This is a genomic window from Pectobacterium aroidearum, from assembly GCF_015689195.1.
Classification (GTDB): domain Bacteria; phylum Pseudomonadota; class Gammaproteobacteria; order Enterobacterales; family Enterobacteriaceae; genus Pectobacterium; species Pectobacterium aroidearum.
Genome location: NZ_CP065044.1, coordinates 2,116,086 through 2,133,599, shown reverse-complemented (window position 1 = coordinate 2,133,599; position 17,514 = coordinate 2,116,086). Strand labels below are relative to the sequence as shown.

The 17,514-nt window shown below is 51.5% G+C and carries 15 protein-coding genes; 9 read left to right on the top strand and 6 right to left on the bottom strand.

The genetic code is table 11. From position 1 onward, the window contains the following. The first annotated feature begins 3 nt into the window (after positions 1–3). The 7 genes from hisD to hisIE all read left to right on the top strand — a co-directional run bounded on the left by hisD (position 4) and on the right by hisIE (position 6,203). A complete protein-coding gene (gene hisD, locus I2D83_RS09580) occupies positions 4–1,332 on the top strand; it encodes a histidinol dehydrogenase (protein ID WP_180776971.1) in 1,329 nt (442 codons plus the stop codon). Then, positions 1,329–2,402 carry a histidinol-phosphate transaminase gene (gene hisC / locus I2D83_RS09575; RefSeq protein WP_181846600.1) on the top strand — a complete coding sequence of 358 codons (1,074 nt, stop codon included), beginning with the start codon at positions 1,329–1,331 and terminating at the stop codon, positions 2,400–2,402. Before hisD ends, hisC begins: the two co-directional genes overlap by 4 nt. Before the next feature lie 15 nt (positions 2,403–2,417). After that, positions 2,418–3,485 carry a bifunctional histidinol-phosphatase/imidazoleglycerol-phosphate dehydratase HisB gene (gene hisB / locus I2D83_RS09570; RefSeq protein WP_180776973.1) on the top strand — a complete coding sequence of 356 codons (1,068 nt, stop codon included), beginning with the start codon at positions 2,418–2,420 and terminating at the stop codon, positions 3,483–3,485. Continuing rightward, complete coding sequence (gene hisH / locus I2D83_RS09565) at positions 3,485–4,075, top strand: imidazole glycerol phosphate synthase subunit HisH (protein ID WP_015839992.1); 591 nt, start codon at positions 3,485–3,487, stop codon at positions 4,073–4,075. Before hisB ends, hisH begins: the two co-directional genes overlap by 1 nt. Positions 4,076–4,081: 6 nt before the next feature. Continuing rightward, a complete protein-coding gene (hisA, locus tag I2D83_RS09560) occupies positions 4,082–4,819 on the top strand; it encodes a 1-(5-phosphoribosyl)-5-[(5-phosphoribosylamino)methylideneamino]imidazole-4-carboxamide isomerase (protein WP_005967577.1) in 738 nt (245 codons plus the stop codon). After that, on the top strand, positions 4,801–5,577 hold the full coding sequence (gene hisF / locus I2D83_RS09555; protein WP_015839991.1) for an imidazole glycerol phosphate synthase subunit HisF: 777 nt from the start codon (positions 4,801–4,803) through the stop codon (positions 5,575–5,577). The genes hisA and hisF overlap by 19 nt, the downstream gene beginning before the upstream one ends. 62 nt (positions 5,578–5,639) lie before the next feature. Then, complete coding sequence (gene hisIE, locus I2D83_RS09550; RefSeq protein WP_219607029.1) at positions 5,640–6,203, top strand: bifunctional phosphoribosyl-AMP cyclohydrolase/phosphoribosyl-ATP diphosphatase HisIE; 564 nt, start codon at positions 5,640–5,642, stop codon at positions 6,201–6,203. A gap of 55 nt (positions 6,204–6,258) precedes the next feature. On the opposite strand, the gene I2D83_RS09545 is transcribed toward hisIE, so the two are convergent. The 6 genes from I2D83_RS09545 to serC form a co-directional block, all read right to left on the bottom strand. After that, entirely contained in the window at positions 6,259–8,115 is a 1,857-nt protein-coding gene (locus I2D83_RS09545) for an amidohydrolase (protein ID WP_205947997.1), read from the bottom strand. Between the two features lie 303 nt (positions 8,116–8,418). Beyond that, on the bottom strand, positions 8,419–8,703 hold the full coding sequence (ihfB, locus tag I2D83_RS09540) for an integration host factor subunit beta (protein WP_005967571.1): 285 nt from the start codon (positions 8,701–8,703) through the stop codon (positions 8,419–8,421). Positions 8,704–8,794: 91 nt separating this feature from the next. After that, positions 8,795–10,468 (bottom strand): 30S ribosomal protein S1, encoded by a 1,674-nt coding sequence (gene rpsA / locus I2D83_RS09535; protein WP_015839988.1) that lies wholly within the window; start codon positions 10,466–10,468, stop codon positions 8,795–8,797. A 115-nt stretch (positions 10,469–10,583) separates the two neighbouring features. Further along, positions 10,584–11,261, bottom strand: coding sequence for a (d)CMP kinase (cmk, locus tag I2D83_RS09530; protein WP_015839987.1), 678 nt, complete (start codon positions 11,259–11,261; stop codon positions 10,584–10,586). Positions 11,262–11,482: 221 nt separating this feature from the next. Then, positions 11,483–12,772, bottom strand: a complete 1,290-nt coding sequence (gene aroA / locus I2D83_RS09525; RefSeq protein ID WP_205947996.1) for a 3-phosphoshikimate 1-carboxyvinyltransferase — start codon at positions 12,770–12,772, stop codon at positions 11,483–11,485. Positions 12,773–12,978: 206 nt separating this feature from the next. Beyond that, a complete protein-coding gene (gene serC, locus I2D83_RS09520) occupies positions 12,979–14,064 on the bottom strand; it encodes a 3-phosphoserine/phosphohydroxythreonine transaminase (protein WP_181828396.1) in 1,086 nt (361 codons plus the stop codon). Positions 14,065–14,392: 328 nt separating this feature from the next. Here serC and ycaO point away from each other — a divergent pair, with 328 nt between their 5' ends. Further along, positions 14,393–16,156, top strand: a complete 1,764-nt coding sequence (gene ycaO, locus I2D83_RS09515) for a 30S ribosomal protein S12 methylthiotransferase accessory factor YcaO (protein ID WP_205947995.1) — start codon at positions 14,393–14,395, stop codon at positions 16,154–16,156. 452 nt (positions 16,157–16,608) lie between these two features. Further along, positions 16,609–17,469 (top strand): formate transporter FocA, encoded by an 861-nt coding sequence (gene focA / locus I2D83_RS09510; protein ID WP_015839983.1) that lies wholly within the window; start codon positions 16,609–16,611, stop codon positions 17,467–17,469. The last annotated feature ends 45 nt before the right edge of the window (positions 17,470–17,514 follow it).

Sequence of the window (17,514 nt, the reverse complement as noted above, 5' to 3'; positions counted from 1 at the left end):
ACGATGGCTGATAACACCAACAGCACCGGCAGTTTCAGCACGCTCGTCGACTGGCAGCGCTGCTCAGCAGAAGAGCAGCGTCAGCTACTGACTCGCCCGGCCATTTCCGCGTCAGACCGCATTACCGCCATCGTCAGCGACATTCTGACAAACGTAAAAAGCCGTGGTGATAACGCCCTGCGCGACTACAGCGCCCAATTTGACAAAGTTCAGGTGGATGCGATTCGCGTCACCGATGCCGAGATCGCCGCAGCCGCGGCGCGTCTGGGTGATGACGTCAAACAGGCGATGGCGATCGCCGTGCGTAATATCGAAACATTCCACAACGCGCAAAAGCTGCCGACTGTCGATATCGAAACGCAGCCGGGCGTGCGTTGCCAGCAGCTCACTCGCCCTATCGCGACCGTCGGACTGTATATCCCTGGCGGTTCCGCCCCACTGCCGTCAACCGTGTTGATGCTGGGAACGCCTTCGCGCATCGCCGGCTGCGGTCGCGTGGTGCTGTGCTCACCGCCGCCGATTGCCGATGAAATTCTGTATGCCGCCCAGCTGTGCGGCATTAAAGAAGTCTTTCAGCTCGGCGGCGCGCAAGCGATTGCTGCGATGGCGTTTGGCACAGAGAGCGTGCCGAAAGTAGACAAAATTTTTGGCCCTGGCAATGCGTACGTCACGGAAGCCAAGCGTCAGGTTAGCCAGCAGCTTGATGGCGCAGCCATTGATATGCCCGCCGGTCCTTCCGAAGTGCTGGTGATCGCCGACAGCGGCGCAACGCCCGCGTTCGTTGCCTCCGACCTGCTGTCGCAGGCAGAGCACGGCCCAGATTCACAGGTCATTCTGCTCACGCCAGACGCAGCAATGGCTAAAGCCGTGGCGGACGCCGTTGAAGAACAGCTCACGCAACTGTCCCGTGCAGACATCGCGCGTCAGGCACTTGCCAGTAGCCGCGTCATCGTCGCACGTGATTTGGCGCAGTGCGTTGAGATCAGCAATCAATATGGCCCAGAGCACCTGATCATCCAGACGCGCGATGCCGAATCACTGGTTGATAGCATCACCAGCGCCGGTTCCGTGTTCCTCGGCGACTGGTCGCCGGAGTCCGCTGGCGACTACGCCTCCGGTACTAACCACGTTCTGCCGACCTATGGTTATACCTCAACCTATTCAAGCCTGGGTCTGGCCGATTTCCAGAAGCGCATGACCGTACAGCAGCTCACGCCGCAGGGGTTACTGCAACTGGCACCGACGATAGAAACCTTGGCACAGGCCGAACAGCTAACTGCCCACAAAAACGCCGTTACCCTGCGTGTCGCAGCACTGAAGGAGCAAGCATGAGCAGCATTGAACAACTGGCACGTGCCAACGTCCGTGCATTAACCCCCTACCAGTCTGCCCGTCGTCTGGGCGGCAACGGCGATGTTTGGCTGAACGCCAATGAATACCCGGAAGCCCCCGCGTTTCAGTTGACGCTACAGACGCTGAACCGCTACCCGGAATGTCAGCCGGTACAGGTCATCAATCGTTACGCCGAGTATGCGGGTGTTCAGCCGGAGCAGGTTCTGGTCAGCCGCGGTGCCGACGAAGGCATCGAATTACTGATCCGTGCATTCTGCGAACCGGGGAAAGACGCCATCCTGTTCTGTCCACCGACCTACGGTATGTATGCCGTTAGCGCCGAAACGTTTGGTGTAGAACGTCGCACCGCAGCCAGTAAAGCTGACTGGCAGTTGGATCTTGAGTCTATCGAGGCACAGTTGGATGGCACCAAAGTCATTTACGTTTGCAGCCCGAATAACCCGACCGGCAACCTGATTGCACGAGAAGATTTACGCCAGCTGCTCACGATGGCACAGGGAAAAGCGCTGGTCGTTATCGATGAAGCCTATATTGAATTCTGCCCGCAGGCGACTACCGCGGTCTGGCTGGACGAGTTTCCTCATTTGGTAATTCTGCGTACCTTGTCTAAAGCCTTTTCGCTCGCCGGATTGCGTTGTGGCTTTACGCTGGCAAACCCTGAAGTGATTCAGCTTCTGCTGAAAGTTATTGCCCCTTATCCTCTGTCCACCCCCGTGGCAGATATTGCGGCGCAGGCGCTGAGCCGTGAAGGGATCGCCAAAATGAAGGCGAATGTTGAAGAGATTACGTCCGCTCGCCGCTGGCTGAGCGATGCCTTAAAAGACATTCCCTGCATTGAAGAAGTCTTCCCCAGCGAAAGTAACTATCTGCTGGTTCGTTTTACCGCCTCCCCGTCTGTATTTAAAACACTGTGGGATCAGGGCATTATTCTGCGTGACCAAAATAAGCAACCGAGCCTTGCAGGCTGTTTGCGCATTACTATCGGCAACCGCTACGAATGCGAACGCGTTGTTGCTGCATTACAATCACTGCCGGGCATCAACGCTTAATTTTAAGGAGCTCACGTGGGCCAGAAATACCTCTTTATCGACCGTGACGGAACATTGATTGCTGAACCGCCTGAGGATTTTCAGGTTGACCGTCTGGATAAACTGGCGCTGGAACCAGATGTCATTCCCTCGCTGCTGGCGCTGCAAAAAGCTGGCTATACGCTGGTGATGATCACGAATCAGGATGGACTGGGAACCGAAAGCTTTCCGCAAGAAACCTTCGATCCACCGCACAACCTGATGATGCAGATTCTGACATCGCAGGGCATCCAGTTTGAACAAGTGCTGATTTGCCCACACTTGCCAGCGGATAACTGCGCTTGCCGCAAACCCAGAACCGAACTGGTCACCAGCTATTTGAATAATGGCCTGATGGATGTGGCAAATAGCTACGTCATCGGCGACCGCCAGACCGATATCCAACTGGCGCAAAACATGGGCATTACTGGCCTGCTCTACCAGCGCGGCGGGTTGAACTGGCAAGCGATTACCAACCAGTTAACCAAACGCAATCGTCATGCCCACGTTAACCGCGTTACGCGCGAAACCGCGATTGACGTGAACGTCTGGCTGGATCAGGAAGGCGGCAGCAAAATCAACACTGGCGTCGGCTTCTTCGATCACATGCTGGATCAAATCGCCACCCACGGCGGCTTCCGCATGAATATTGAAGTGAAAGGCGATCTGTACATTGACGATCACCACACGGTGGAAGATACCGGTCTGGCGCTGGGCGAAGCGTTGAATAAAGCGCTGGGTGACAAACGCGGTATTGGTCGCTTTGGCTTTGTCCTGCCGATGGACGAGTGTCTGGCACGCTGTGCGCTGGATATTTCCGGGCGTCCGCATCTGGAATATAAGGCGGAGTTCAGCTACCAGCGCGTGGGCGACCTGAGCACGGAAATGGTCGAACACTTCTTCCGCTCGCTGTCTTATTCCATGGCCTGTACGCTGCACCTGAAAACCAAGGGGCGTAACGATCATCACCGTGTGGAAAGCCTGTTTAAAGTCTTCGGACGCACGCTGCGCCAGGCAATTCGCGTCGAGGGTGATACGCTGCCGAGCTCGAAAGGAGTGCTCTGATGAAGGTCGTCATTCTTGATACCGGCTGCGCCAACCTCTCTTCGGTAACCTATGCCGTTCAGCGATTGGGGTATACCCCCGTAGTCAGTCGCGAGGCCGAGATAGTCCTGCAGGCAGATAAGCTGTTTCTGCCGGGCGTTGGCACCGCGCAGGCGGCGATGAACCAACTGGAAGAGCGTGAACTGATCGCACTGATCAAAGCCTGTACTCAACCAGTTCTCGGTATTTGCCTCGGCATGCAATTGCTGGGGACACACAGCGACGAAAATGGTGGTATCCCCACGCTGGGGATTGTCGATTCGCCAGTGCAAAAGATGGTTGACCACGGCTTGCCGCTACCACACATGGGCTGGAATCAGGTGATTCCGAAGGCCGGACACCGTTTATTCCGCGATATCGATGACGGTGCCTATTTCTATTTCGTTCACAGCTACGCCATGCCAGTCTGCGAAAACACGATTGCCCAAGCCAACTACGGCGAAGCGTTCACTGCCGCGCTGGAAAAAGATAATTTCTTTGGCGTGCAATTCCACCCAGAGCGCTCCGGTGCTGCGGGTGCGCAACTGCTGAAAAACTTTCTGGAGATGTAGAGCGTCATGATTATTCCCGCATTAGATCTGATTGATGGACAGGTTGTCCGTCTGCATCAGGGTGATTATGGCCAACAGCGCCAGTACGGCAGCGACCCGCTTCCCCGCCTGCAGGATTACCAGCAGCAAGGGGCTGGCGTGCTGCACTTGGTGGATTTGACCGGTGCAAAAGATCCTTCTGCCCGCCAGATTCCGCTATTAACCACGCTGTTGGCTGGCGTTAGCGTACCGGTTCAGATCGGCGGCGGCATTCGCACCGAACAGGACGTGGAAGCGTTATTAAAAGCTGGCGCCAGCCGTGTCGTTATCGGTTCCACCGCCGTGAAACAGCCGGAATTGGTTCAGCAATGGTTCACCCGCTACGGCGCAGAAGCGCTGGTGCTGGCGCTGGACGTGCGTATTGACGCCAACGGCACAAAGTTCGTCGCCATCAGCGGCTGGCAGGAAAATTCTGACGCCACGCTTGAGCAGGTCGTCGAGCAATATCTGCCGTTCGGTCTGAAGCATGTACTGTGTACTGACATTTCCCGTGACGGTACGTTGAGCGGCTCCAACGTCGAGCTCTATCGTGAAATCAGCCAGCGCTACCCGCAGATTGCCTTTCAGGCATCCGGTGGTATAGGTAACCTGACAGATATCGCCAATTTGCGCGGCAGCGGTGTGCAAGGCGTGATCGTGGGTCGTGCGCTGCTGGAAGGTAAATTTAACGTCGCGGAGGCTATTTCATGCTGGCAAAACGGATAATCCCTTGTCTGGACGTGCGTAACGGTCAGGTCGTCAAAGGTGTGCAGTTCCGCAATCACGAAATCATCGGTGACATCGTGCCGCTGGCGCAGCGCTACGCGCAGGAAGGTGCTGATGAGCTCGTGTTTTATGATATTACCGCCTCTTCCGATGGCCGAGTGGTCGATAAAAGTTGGGTATCCCGCGTTGCCGAAGTTATCGATATTCCCTTTTGCGTGGCAGGCGGTATTAAAAGCGTGGAAGAAGCAGGTCAAATCCTCTCTTTCGGCGCGGATAAAATTTCCATCAACTCACCGGCGTTGGCCGATCCAGAGCTGATTACGCGACTGGCCGATCGTTATGGCGTGCAGTGCATCGTCGTCGGGATTGATACCTGGCACGATGCCACGACAGGTCGCTACCACGTTAATCAATACACAGGCGATGAAGCACGTACCAAGGTTACCACCTGGGAAACGCTGGACTGGGTAGAAGAAGTGCAAAAGCGCGGCGCGGGTGAGATTGTGCTGAACATGATGAATCAGGACGGTGTGCGCAACGGCTATGATTTACACCAGCTCAATCTGGTGCGTGATGTCTGCAATGTTCCGCTTATTGCTTCCGGCGGCGCAGGCACCATGGAACATTTTCTGGATGCATTCCAAACCGCTCATGTAGATGGCGCGCTGGCAGCATCGGTGTTTCACAAGCAAATTATTAATATTGGCGAGCTGAAACAATATCTTAAGCAACAGGGTGTGGAGATTCGAGTGTGTTAAGCGAAGAGTGCTTTTTAAACGACAAACAACTGAACCAACTCGATTGGGAAAAAACGGACGGCATGCTGCCGGTTGTCGTGCAACACGCGGTATCCGGTGAAGTATTGATGCTGGGCTACATGAATCAGGATGCCTTGCAGGCCACAGAGAAAAGCGGAAAAGTCACGTTTTTCTCGCGTACCAAACAGCGGTTGTGGACCAAAGGTGAATCTTCGGGACATTTCCTGAATGTCGTCTCTATTACGCCAGACTGCGATAACGATACGCTGCTGATTCTGGTTAACCCAATCGGGCCAACCTGTCATCTGGGCACCAGCAGCTGCTTCTCGCCTGCTGCCAGCGACTGGACGTTCCTCTATCAGTTGGAACAGTTGCTGGCCGAGCGTAAGCACGCCGATCCAGATAGCTCGTATACCGCACGCCTGTATGCCAGCGGCACCAAGCGTATTGCGCAGAAAGTGGGTGAGGAAGGACTGGAAACCGCATTAGCAGCAACGGTGCATGACCGCGAAGAACTGACCAACGAAGCCGCAGATTTAATGTACCACTTGCTGGTGCTGTTGCAGGATCAAGATTTGGATCTGGCGACCATCATCAATCGTCTGAAAGAGCGTCACAATAAGTAAACCTTTCCCCGCGTTATCGGTCAATGATAACGCGGGGCTTTAGCATGATGCGACGTTAAGAATGACCCGTTCCTGAATACACTTTACGTCCCCCTTTCCAGGTTTCCAGAACCGGGATATCACGCATATCTTTAACCGGATTATTCTTGTCTGCTGAGTCATAGGTCAGCGGAGAATCCGCCAAAATAACAAAATCAGCACATTTACCTGCGACGAGCGAACCGACCCACTGATCTGCATGACATTGCCAGGCAGCATCATAGGTTGTGGCTTTAAGCGCAGCGAAACGGGAAATCCGTTCTTGCTCACACAGCACAGCAGGAGTCGCCTGTTGAGGTGCACCTTCCATCACCCGTGAAATAGCCTGTTCCATCATGCGCAGCGGACCAAGCGGTGTAACACCGTTATCGCTGTGTAACGTAATCCTCATCCCGTCATTAAGTGCGGTCTGGCAGCGATCGAGGTGATTAGCCCGACCTTCTCCCAATATAGTTTGCTGAAATGCCCAGCCCCAATACCCCACATGACCAATCAAGAAACTCGGCGAAATACCACATGACACCATTTCAGACAGATGCTCATCACTCAGCAGGGATGCATGTTCCAGACGATCGCGGCGCTGTTCATAGGTATCAGATGTCACGCCAGCCTCTTGAAATGACGCTAATGTCAGACTAATGGCCTCATCGCCATTCGTATGAATCATCAACGGCCATTTATGTTGCACAACGCTACTCACCAACGTATTGATGTCCGTGAGAGGATCGAAGTTGAAAGCACCAGCATTTGTTTCACTCGGCGTTTTTTCATAGCGGCTGTTACAACAATACGGCTTGGACTGATACCCCGTCAGCCCTTGATTAGAGCCATCCGAAATAATCTTGATATACGGTAAGTGAAAATGTTCATCACCGTAGCCTGGGGAGTAAGAATCGACCACGTGACTCTTGAAATCACCATCACTCGTCACGAGCAGCGCGCCACCAATCCGCACCGGGCAGCCCGGCAGATGCGCCCATTTATCCAGCAAGCTCACTTGATCAAAAGCAGACTGCTCGCTTTTGGGTTCAACGCCCGCATCAAGCATATAAGTCACACCGCGCTGACTCGCCACACCAAACAAATGATGCACTGCGGCAACTAACTTCGCCGCCAATTCTGTTTGGGAGTAACTACTGGTAATGACGTCCACAACAGGCTTTATACCCTTGATTTCGTTCAGAATGCCGTCCGATGGAGCATCAACGCCTTTAGTTTTGACGAGTTTAATGGCACAGGTATTGATATAGGCAATGTGCATTGAGGCATTGATGACAAAAACGGGTCGTTTATCCGTCACATGTTCATCAAGAATGGTGGCATTGAATTCCTTCTCTCCACCAATAAACAAGGAAGGGTCTGCACCAAAGCCAATAAGCCAGTCCGAATCCGACTTTGCCGCCACCTTCGTAGCCAGGCTGGATGTCACCCAATCTCTATTATAATCTTTGCGTAATATCTGTTCTTCAAATGGGCTAACGTCATTGCCGATAGCAGATAACATCGCCGTATTAATGATATGTACATGCGGTTCAATCAGGCCTGGCAACAGTGCTTGCTTACCTGATAATAGGTGCTCAGGTGTGTTTTTCGGCATTTTGGCCTTCACATCTTGGTATGAACCCGTTGCAACCACGAGTCCATCATGAATCCCCATCGCTTCAACCGCCACGTCCAGCCCATCCTCTAGCGTCAGAATCGCTTTTCCAGGACTACCATCTTTATTTGGCGCAGAGCGGAATAATTTCGTTTCGGTAAACAGACTATTTTCTTCTTCCGGGATATCAATTGACGTTTTAGGAAGAAATGATTTCCACAGAGGACTGCAACAGGAACAGCTTATGCCGCCGGAATGACCACACGCTTCACTCATACACTTTCCTTATTTAGAGATAACGTATTAGAAATGTTAATGTTCCGAATGAAAAATAGGTAACAACCTTCAAAACTTCAACGTCCAAACGGTTGAAAATCAAAAAATTCATATTTCGTGTGCGGGCGGTCACTTAACCTATGGAATGGCAGGAAAAAAAGAGGCATATAGCGTGGTGTTTTTCTGAACGGCCAGTCGGTCACATCATCAGTCGTGCAGTCGTTCGGAAAGAAGAAGAACGATAAACATAAAAAAGCACCCAATATAGGGTGCTTTTATAAGGCTGGTATTTATGGCTAACGATTAACCATAAATGTTAGCGCGGTCGCGGAGTTCCTTGCCCGGTTTAAAGTGAGGGACATACTTACCTTCCAGCTCAACTTTATCACCCGTTTTCGGATTACGACCTACACGCGGTGCACGGTAGTGAAGTGAAAAGCTGCCAAACCCACGGATTTCTATACGATCGCCTTCGGCTAACGTAGAAGCCATTTGTTCGAGCATTTCTTTCACTGCATCCTCAACCACTTTGGCCGGGATATGAGATTGCTGTCCAGCAAGCCTTTCAATAAGTTCAGACTTGGTCATAGCTCCTCCAAATGCGTGGCTATCAATAACCAGGATAACTGACTACCGTTACAAGAATGAGCAACTTACGTTGCTCATTCTACCGTTGTGATTACTCGCCTTTAGCTGCTTTGAACGCTTCTGCCATTGCGTTGGAGAAATTGCTTTCTTCAGGCTTGTTGTTGACAGTTGCGATTGCATCTTTCTCGTCAGCTTCGTCTTTCGCACGAACAGACAGGCTAACAACGCGGTTTTTACGATCAACACCGGTGTATTTCGCTTCAACGCTGTCGCCAACGTTCAGAACCAGTGTCGCGTCTTCAACGCGGTCGCGAGAGGCTTCAGAAGCACGCAGGTAGCCTTCTACGCCATCTGCTAATTCAACTGTAGCACCTTTGGCGTCAACTGCTGTAACTTTACCAGTAACAATAGCACCTTTCTTGTTAACAGACAGGTAGTTATTGAACGGATCTTCAGCCAGTTGTTTCACGCCCAGGGAGATACGCTCGCGCTCTGCGTCAACCTGCAGAACAACAGCGGCGATTTCATCACCTTTCTTGTATTCGCGAACGGCTTCTTCGCCAGCCACGTTCCAGGAGATGTCGGACAGGTGCACCAGACCATCGATGCCGCCGTCCAGACCGATGAAGATACCGAAGTCAGTGATAGACTTGATTTTACCTTCAACGCGGTCGCCCTTGTTGTGGGTTTCTGCGAACAACTGCCATGGGTTAGATTTGCACTGTTTCAGGCCCAGAGAGATACGACGACGTTCTTCGTCGATATCCAGAACCATAACTTCCACTACATCACCAACGTTAACAACTTTGGATGGGTGGATGTTTTTGTTGGTCCAATCCATTTCGGAAACGTGTACCAGGCCTTCAACGCCTTCTTCGATTTCAACGAAGCAGCCGTAGTCAGTCAGGTTGGTCACGCGGCCAGTCAGACGCGTGCTTTCTGGGTAACGTTTAGCGATAGCAACCCATGGATCTTCGCCCAGTTGTTTCAGGCCCAGAGATACACGAGTACGCTCGCGGTCGAACTTCAGCACTTTAACAGTGATTTCGTCGCCCACATTGACGATTTCGCTTGGGTGTTTAACACGTTTCCAAGCCATATCAGTGATATGCAGCAGGCCATCAACGCCGCCCAGATCAACGAATGCACCGTAGTCAGTAAGGTTCTTAACGATACCTTTAACTTCCATGCCTTCCTGCAGGTTTTCCAGCAGTTGATCGCGCTCAGCGCTGTTTTCAGATTCGATAACTGCACGGCGGGAAACAACAACGTTGTTGCGTTTCTGATCCAGCTTGATAACTTTGAACTCAAGCTCTTTGCCTTCCAGATGCAGCGTGTCGCGAACCGGACGAACGTCTACCAGAGAACCTGGCAGGAACGCACGAATGCCGTTCAGCTCAACAGTGAAACCGCCTTTAACTTTACCGTTGATAATACCGGTAACAGTTGCAGCTTCTTCGTAGGCTTTTTCCAGCGTCAGCCATGCTTCATGACGTTTAGCTTTTTCGCGAGAAAGCAGCGTTTCACCGAAGCCATCTTCGATAGCGTCCAGAGCAACGTCAACTTCATCACCAACCTGAATTTCCAGTTCGCCTTGTGCGTTCTTGAATTGCTCTACCGGAATGGCAGATTCAGATTTCAGACCGGCGTCAACCAGTACGACATCTTTGTCAATAGCAACAACAACACCGCGTACGATGGAACCAGGACGGGTTTCGATTTCTTTCAGGGATTCTTCAAAGAGTTGAGCAAAAGATTCAGTCATGTTGATAATCTTAAGGGTTTCAATTTAACGTCCATCTGGCATCCTGCTCGATGGGGTTGTTTAACATGCCCCGCTGTGCATCCTTACAGCGAGGTAAAAATTCTGTGTTCTGTGATTACGCTAAAATTTCGCGGGCATAAGCCAACGCGCGCGCTATCACTTCATCAATTGTCATTTCCGTTGAATCCAGCACCAACGCATCGGCAGCAGGTACTAACGGTGCAACGGGGCGGTTGCGATCGCGCTCATCCCGTTCTTTTATCTCAGACAAAAGACGTTCAAAGTTAACATTAAAGCCCTTCCCCTGCAACTGTAGCATGCGACGTTGTGCGCGTTCTTCCGCGCTGGCATCGAGGAAAATCTTCACAGGCGCATCAGGAAAGACCACCGTACCCATATCACGGCCATCGGCAATCAACCCCGGAGCCTCACGGAAAGCGCGCTGCCGACGTAACAAGGCTTCACGAACACGAGGAAACGCCGCAGCCTGAGAAGCCGTATTACCTACCGCTTCGGTACGAATTTCGTGGCTAACGTCTTCGCCTTCCAGAATGACTTTTAACTGCCCACCTTCGGCAACAAAGCGCACATCAAGATGAGAGGCCAGCGGGACCAGTGCATCTTCGGAACTGATATCGACATGGTGGTGTAACGCTGCCAGAGCCAAAACACGATAGATAGCTCCCGAGTCCAGCAGATTCCACTGTAAAGCTTCAGCCAATGCCTTACACAAGGTACCTTTGCCTGCGCCGCTCGGTCCGTCAACCGTAACTACCGGTGCCATCACCGTCATTTCTCTCTCCTTTAATACTGGGAAGTTCCGCTTATGCCGTTTTATGGCATCACGGAGCCTCATTATACGCATCAATGCAGAGAAAGGTTACCCCAATGCCGGAATGGTGGGAAAAATAAGGCATTCTCTGAATGCAGTGCGCAATTCAGGAAGAAAACAGAGCGCTGTTTGAGGGAAGCAGAGCAAGAAAAAAGGCACGGAGACCGTGCCTTAGAGAGGAATCAAGCCAGTTCGCTGAGGCGCGCCAGCTGTTCAAAGTAGTCGGGGAAGGTTTTGGCGGTACATTTCGGATCGAGAATCGTGACCGGTGTGTCCGACAGCGCCACCAGCGAGAAACACATCGCCATACGATGATCGTTGTATGTCCCGATTTCTGCCACTTTCAGCTTGGCTGGTGGTGTAATGCGAATGTAGTCATTACCCTCTTCCACTTCCGCCCCCACTTTACGCAGCTCAATCGCCATGGCAGCCAGACGATCCGTCTCTTTCACACGCCAGTTATAGATATTACGCAGCGTAGTCGTGCCGCCCTGTGCGAAAAGCGCCGCCGTTGCGATAGTCATCGCAGCATCTGGGATGTGGTTCATATCCATGTCGATTGCGTGCAGTTCGCCGCGTTCGCATTCAATATAATCCTCACCCCAGCGCACGGTCGCCCCCATTCTTTCCAGAACATCGGCGAAGCGGATATCACCCTGTACGCTATTACGGCCAACACCGGTCACGCGCACAACGCCGCCCTTGATCGCCGCAGCTGCCAGAAAGTAAGAAGCCGATGACGCATCGCCTTCCACCAGATAATCACCCGGTGAGCGGTACTGCTGGCGCCCGGCGACAAAAAAGCGTTGGTAGTTCTCATTACGTACTTCAATCCCAAACGCTTTCATCATATGCAGCGTAATATCGATATACGGTTTAGAAACCAGATCGCCCTGAATGCTGATTTGCGTATCCTGCGCGGCCAGAGGCGCGGTCATCAACAGTGCCGTCAGGAACTGGCTGGATACGCTACCATCTACGCTGATTTCGCCGCCCTGAAAACCGCCATGCAGACGAAGCGGTGGATAGTTTTCCTGCTCCAGATAGTCAATTTTTGCCCCGCCCTGACGCAGGGCGTCGACCAGATGCCCGATTGGACGCTCTTTCATACGGGGCTCACCCGTCAGCACAATATCGCCATCCGTCAGACATAAGGCCGCGGCCAGTGGACGCATCGCCGTACCGGCATTTCCTAAAAACAGTTCCAGCGGTTGCGATGCCGTAAACGCACCACCCAGACCGGTAATCTCACACACGGTCCGATCGGATGACAGATGATATTCCACACCCAGCGCCGTTAAAGCAGTCAGCATATGGCGGACATCGTCACTGTCTAACAGGTTAGTCAGGCGAGTCTTTCCTTCGGACAACGCAGCCAGTAAAAGCGCGCGGTTAGAGACGCTTTTTGATCCTGGAAGGTTAAGGGTACCGTTAATCAGTTTAATGGGTTGTAGGGTCAGGGATTCCTGCATGTAAAGCCTATTCTTTCAACGTGGACATAAAAACCCCGGCAAGCCCGGGGTTTATAAAAATGTATATACCCGTCATACTTCAAGTTGCATGTGCGTTGGCTACGTTTAGTCACCCGAATCACTTACTTGAGTAAGCTCATCGGGATGCCTTCTCTTGCCGCCTGCCTGAAACTCGAATTATTTAGGGTATAGCGAGGTCGAATTAATTAACCGTGGCGACGTGCGAAGTCAGCCATAAATTCAGTCAGCGCTTTTACGCCTTCCAACGGCATGGCGTTGTAGATGGAAGCACGCATGCCCCCCACTACGCGATGGCCTTTCAGCGCATGCAAGCCCGCCGCAACGGACTCTTCCAGGAAGACTTTATCGAGCGCGGCATCTGCCAGCAGGAACGGCACGTTCATGCGAGAACGGTTCGCTACCGCGACGTCATTGTGATAGAAATCATTACCGTCAATGGCGCTATACAGCAGGTCGGCTTTCTCTTGATTGCGTTTTTCCATTTCAGCCAGACCGCCATGCTCTTTCAGCCATTTGAAGACCATACCGGACAGATACCAGGCAAAGGTCGGCGGCGTGTTAAACATGGAGTCATTGTCCGCCAGAATCTGATAATCCAGAATCGATGGCAGTTCACGGCGCGCTTTGCCCAGCAGATCGTCACGTACGATAACCAACGTCAGACCCGCAGGACCGATATTTTTCTGTGCACCGGCGTAGATCACACCGTAGCGGCTGACGTCAATACGACGAGACAGGATGCTGGAAGAATAGTCGGCGACCACAATTTTATCGCCAAAATCAGGCTCTTCTTCGATCGCAATACCGTCAATGGTTTCATTCGGGCAGTAATGCACAAATGCCGCGTCATCAGACAATTGCCATTCACGCATCGGCTTAACGCCACGCAGGCCGTCTACGCGCGTTTTCACGTCAATCACATTAGGCGTACAGTACTTTTCTGCTTCATTGACCGCACTGTGCGCCCAATATCCGCCATCGATATAGTCCGCCGTTGAGCGCTCACCCAAGAGATTTAATGGCACTGCCGCAAATTGTGCGCGAGCACCGCCGTGGCAAAAAAGCACTTTGTAGTTGGAGGGGATTTTCAGCAAATCACGCAGATTTTGTTCGGATTCAGCGGCAACCTGCATAAACTCTTTACTGCGATGGCTGATTTCCATGACCGATGTACCCAGGCCATTCCAATTACACAATTCCTGTTCAGCACGACGCAGTACTTCAACCGGCAGCATTGCTGGACCGGCGCTAAAATTAAAAATCTGAGTCATTTCCCCTCACCACACCTGAAAAATAGCGGCTGTTTTATCACCGTTGTTACAAATACCATTTTTATAAACCTGTCGGTTATAAAAATACCGCTGTTACGAGATAGTAGTTATAACGGAATGACCGCCATAACCACATTACTTTTACCCTGCTATCGGTTTTATCACTCGTCCATCGCGGCTGCAACGCTTATTGCGCTTTCATTATGCAAAACGGCACGTTACGGAGTCTGTTCTTTTTCATCGTTACCAATCTGTTATGAATAAATAGAGTCTGGGCAGAAAAATCCGTATCATGCCGCTTCCGCTAATCTCGATAAGAGTGAACACCATGACTCAAACGTTTATCCCAGGCAAAGACGCCGCCCTGGAAGATTCCATCGCCCGTTTTCAACAACAGCTCCAAGACCTGGGGTTTAACATCGAAGAAGCGTCATGGCTGAACCCGGTGCCAAACGTCTGGTCTGTCCATATTCGAGACCGCGATTGCCCGCTCTGCTTCACTAATGGCAAAGGCGCCAGTAAGAAAGCAGCATTAGCCTCTGCGTTAGGGGAATATTTCGAACGTCTGTCTACTAACTATTTCTTCGCTGATTTCTATCTCGGCAAGACCATCGCCAACGGCGATTTCGTTCACTACCCGAATGAAAAATGGTTCCCAATTCCAGAAGATGACACCTTGCCAGAAGGCATTCTGGATGCACGCCTGCACAAATTTTATGATCCTGAGCTGGAACTGAGCGCCAGTGATCTCATCGACCTGCAATCTGGCAATGCCGACAGAGGCATTTGCGCACTACCGTTTACTCGTCAGTCCGATCAGCAAACCGTTTATATTCCGATGAATATCATCGGCAACTTGTACGTTTCTAACGGCATGTCCGCCGGGAACACCGCTAACGAAGCCCGCGTTCAAGGACTGTCCGAAGTGTTCGAACGCAGCATCAAAAACCGCATCATTGCCGAGTCCATCAGCCTGCCGGAAATCCCGCAAGCGGTGCTGAACCGCTACCCTGGCGTGGTCGAAGCCATTGCGACACTGGAGAAAGAAGGCTTCCCAATTTTCTCTTACGATGCCTCACTGGGCGGGAAATATCCGGTTATCTGCGTGGTTCTGTTTAACCCAGCTAACGGCACCTGCTTTGCCTCCTTCGGCGCGCACCCGGATTTCGGCGTGGCGCTGGAGCGTACCGTCACCGAGCTGCTGCAAGGTCGCGGACTGAAAGATCTGGATGTGTTCACCCCGCCGACATTCGATGATGAAGAAGTGGCCGAACACGCTAATCTGGAAACCCACTTTATCGATTCCAGCGGTCTGATCTCCTGGGATATGTTCAAGAAAGAAGCAGATTATGAATTTGCCGACTGGAGCTTTAAAGGGTCGACGGAAGAAGAATTCGCCACGCTAATGGCGATCTTCAAGCAGGAAGATAAAGAAGTTTACATTGCCGATTATGAGCATCTGTCGGTTTATGCCTGCCGCATCATCGTGCCGGGAATGTCAGACATCTACCCTGCTGACGATCTGTTATTGGCCAACAACAGCATGGGCGCTCACCTGCGTGACACGCTGCTGGCGCTGCCTGATAGCAAATGGGAAAAAGAAGACTATCTGGCGCTGTTGCAACAACTGGATGATGAAGGACTGGACGACTTCACCCGCGTACGCGAACTGCTCGGCATTGCCACCGGTAAAGATAATGGCTGGTTTACTCTGCGCGTTGGCGAATTGAAAGCGATGCTGGCACTGGCCGGCGGCGATCTGGATCAGGCGCTAAGCTGGACAGAGTGGACGCAGGACTTCAACGACTCCGTCTTTACGGCGCGGCGCAGCAATTATTACCGTTGCCTTCAGACCCTGCTGTTACTGGCTCAGGAGCCTGAGCGCAACCCGGCAGAATATTACGACGCCTTTACCAAAATGTACGGCAGTGAAACAGTCGATGCCGCCAGCGCCGCCGTTGCTGGCGAAGCCTGCTTCTACGGCTTGTTTGCCGTGGATGACACCTTTACCACTTTACCTGCACACCAGTCGCTGCTGGCTGCCTATGAGAAGCTGCAACAGGCTAAACGCCGTTACTGGCAGGCAAAATAATGGCCGACTGATGCAGCCAGCGTACGTCTTATATTGATGGACGCGCTATTGCAAATAGCAATCTGCCTGTAGCAACCCCAAATAGCCCTTTATTTTAAAGGGCTATTTTTATTATCCACAGAGTCATATTTATTATTCGTAATGCATAATCAGAACATTGTTATTGAATGGTGAATTTTTAATTAAATTACGTCGACAAGGTGGTACTGAAATTCTACAAAACATGATTTTTATTAACGCTAAATCGGTAGGTTTAACGTATGCCATTCAACTCTTTTTGCAAAATTTAAAATATTTTTTTATCATAAAATTCAACAAATTAACCATAAAAACAGGGCACCCCCCCCCTCCTCACCACCTTGTTAATTTCTTGCAATATGATCCACGTCAAATTTTACCGTATACTGCTTTGTTAGTATCTCAATGCTGATAATTTTTAAGAGAGAGTTAGTGTGAAAGCTGACAACCCCTTTACTCTATTACTCCCGGCTGCAATGGCAAAAGTTGCTGAAGACGCCGGAGTTTATAAAGCTACCAAACAACCGTGTACGACGTTTTATTTGGCGATAACCGCGGGTGTATTTATTTCGATCGCCTTCGTTTTTTATATTACTGCCACCACAGGAACCGCAACGATCCCTTTCGGTATCGCGAAATTGATCGGTGGTATTTGTTTCTCCCTTGGCCTCATGTTGGTTGTCGTCTGCGGTGCAGACTTGTTTACCTCAACCGTTCTCATCGTGATAGCCAAAGCCAGTGGACGTATTACCTGGAAGCAACTAGCCTATAATTGGGCAAATGTCTATGTCGGCAACCTGATTGGCGCGCTTTTCTTCGTTGGGCTTATCTGGTTCTCGGGAGAGCACATGGTCGCAAACGGTGCGTGGGGTCTCAACGTCCTACAAACGGCTGAACACAAACTGGAACATACGTTTGTTGAAGCACTGTGTCTGGGGATTCTGGCTAATCTGATGGTATGTCTGGCTGTGTGGATGAGCTATTCCGGCCGTACGCTTACCGACAAAATGTTTGCCATGATTCTGCCTGTTGCCATGTTCGTTGCCAGCGGCTTTGAGCACAGTATCGCTAACATGTTCATGATTCCCATGGGCATCGTCATCAAAAACTTTGCGGGACCGGAATTCTGGAATGCTATCGGAATGGTGCCGTCTCAGTTTGAACATTTAACCGTTAGCCACTTCATTACCGATAATCTGATCCCTGTAACCCTGGGGAATATCATCGGCGGTGGCGTCCTGGTCGGTTTAACATACTGGGTAATTTATTTGCGCGGTGGAGACAAGCACCACTAAGGTGCAATCGGCCGCAACGTCGGGTTTTAAGAAATCCATATCAAA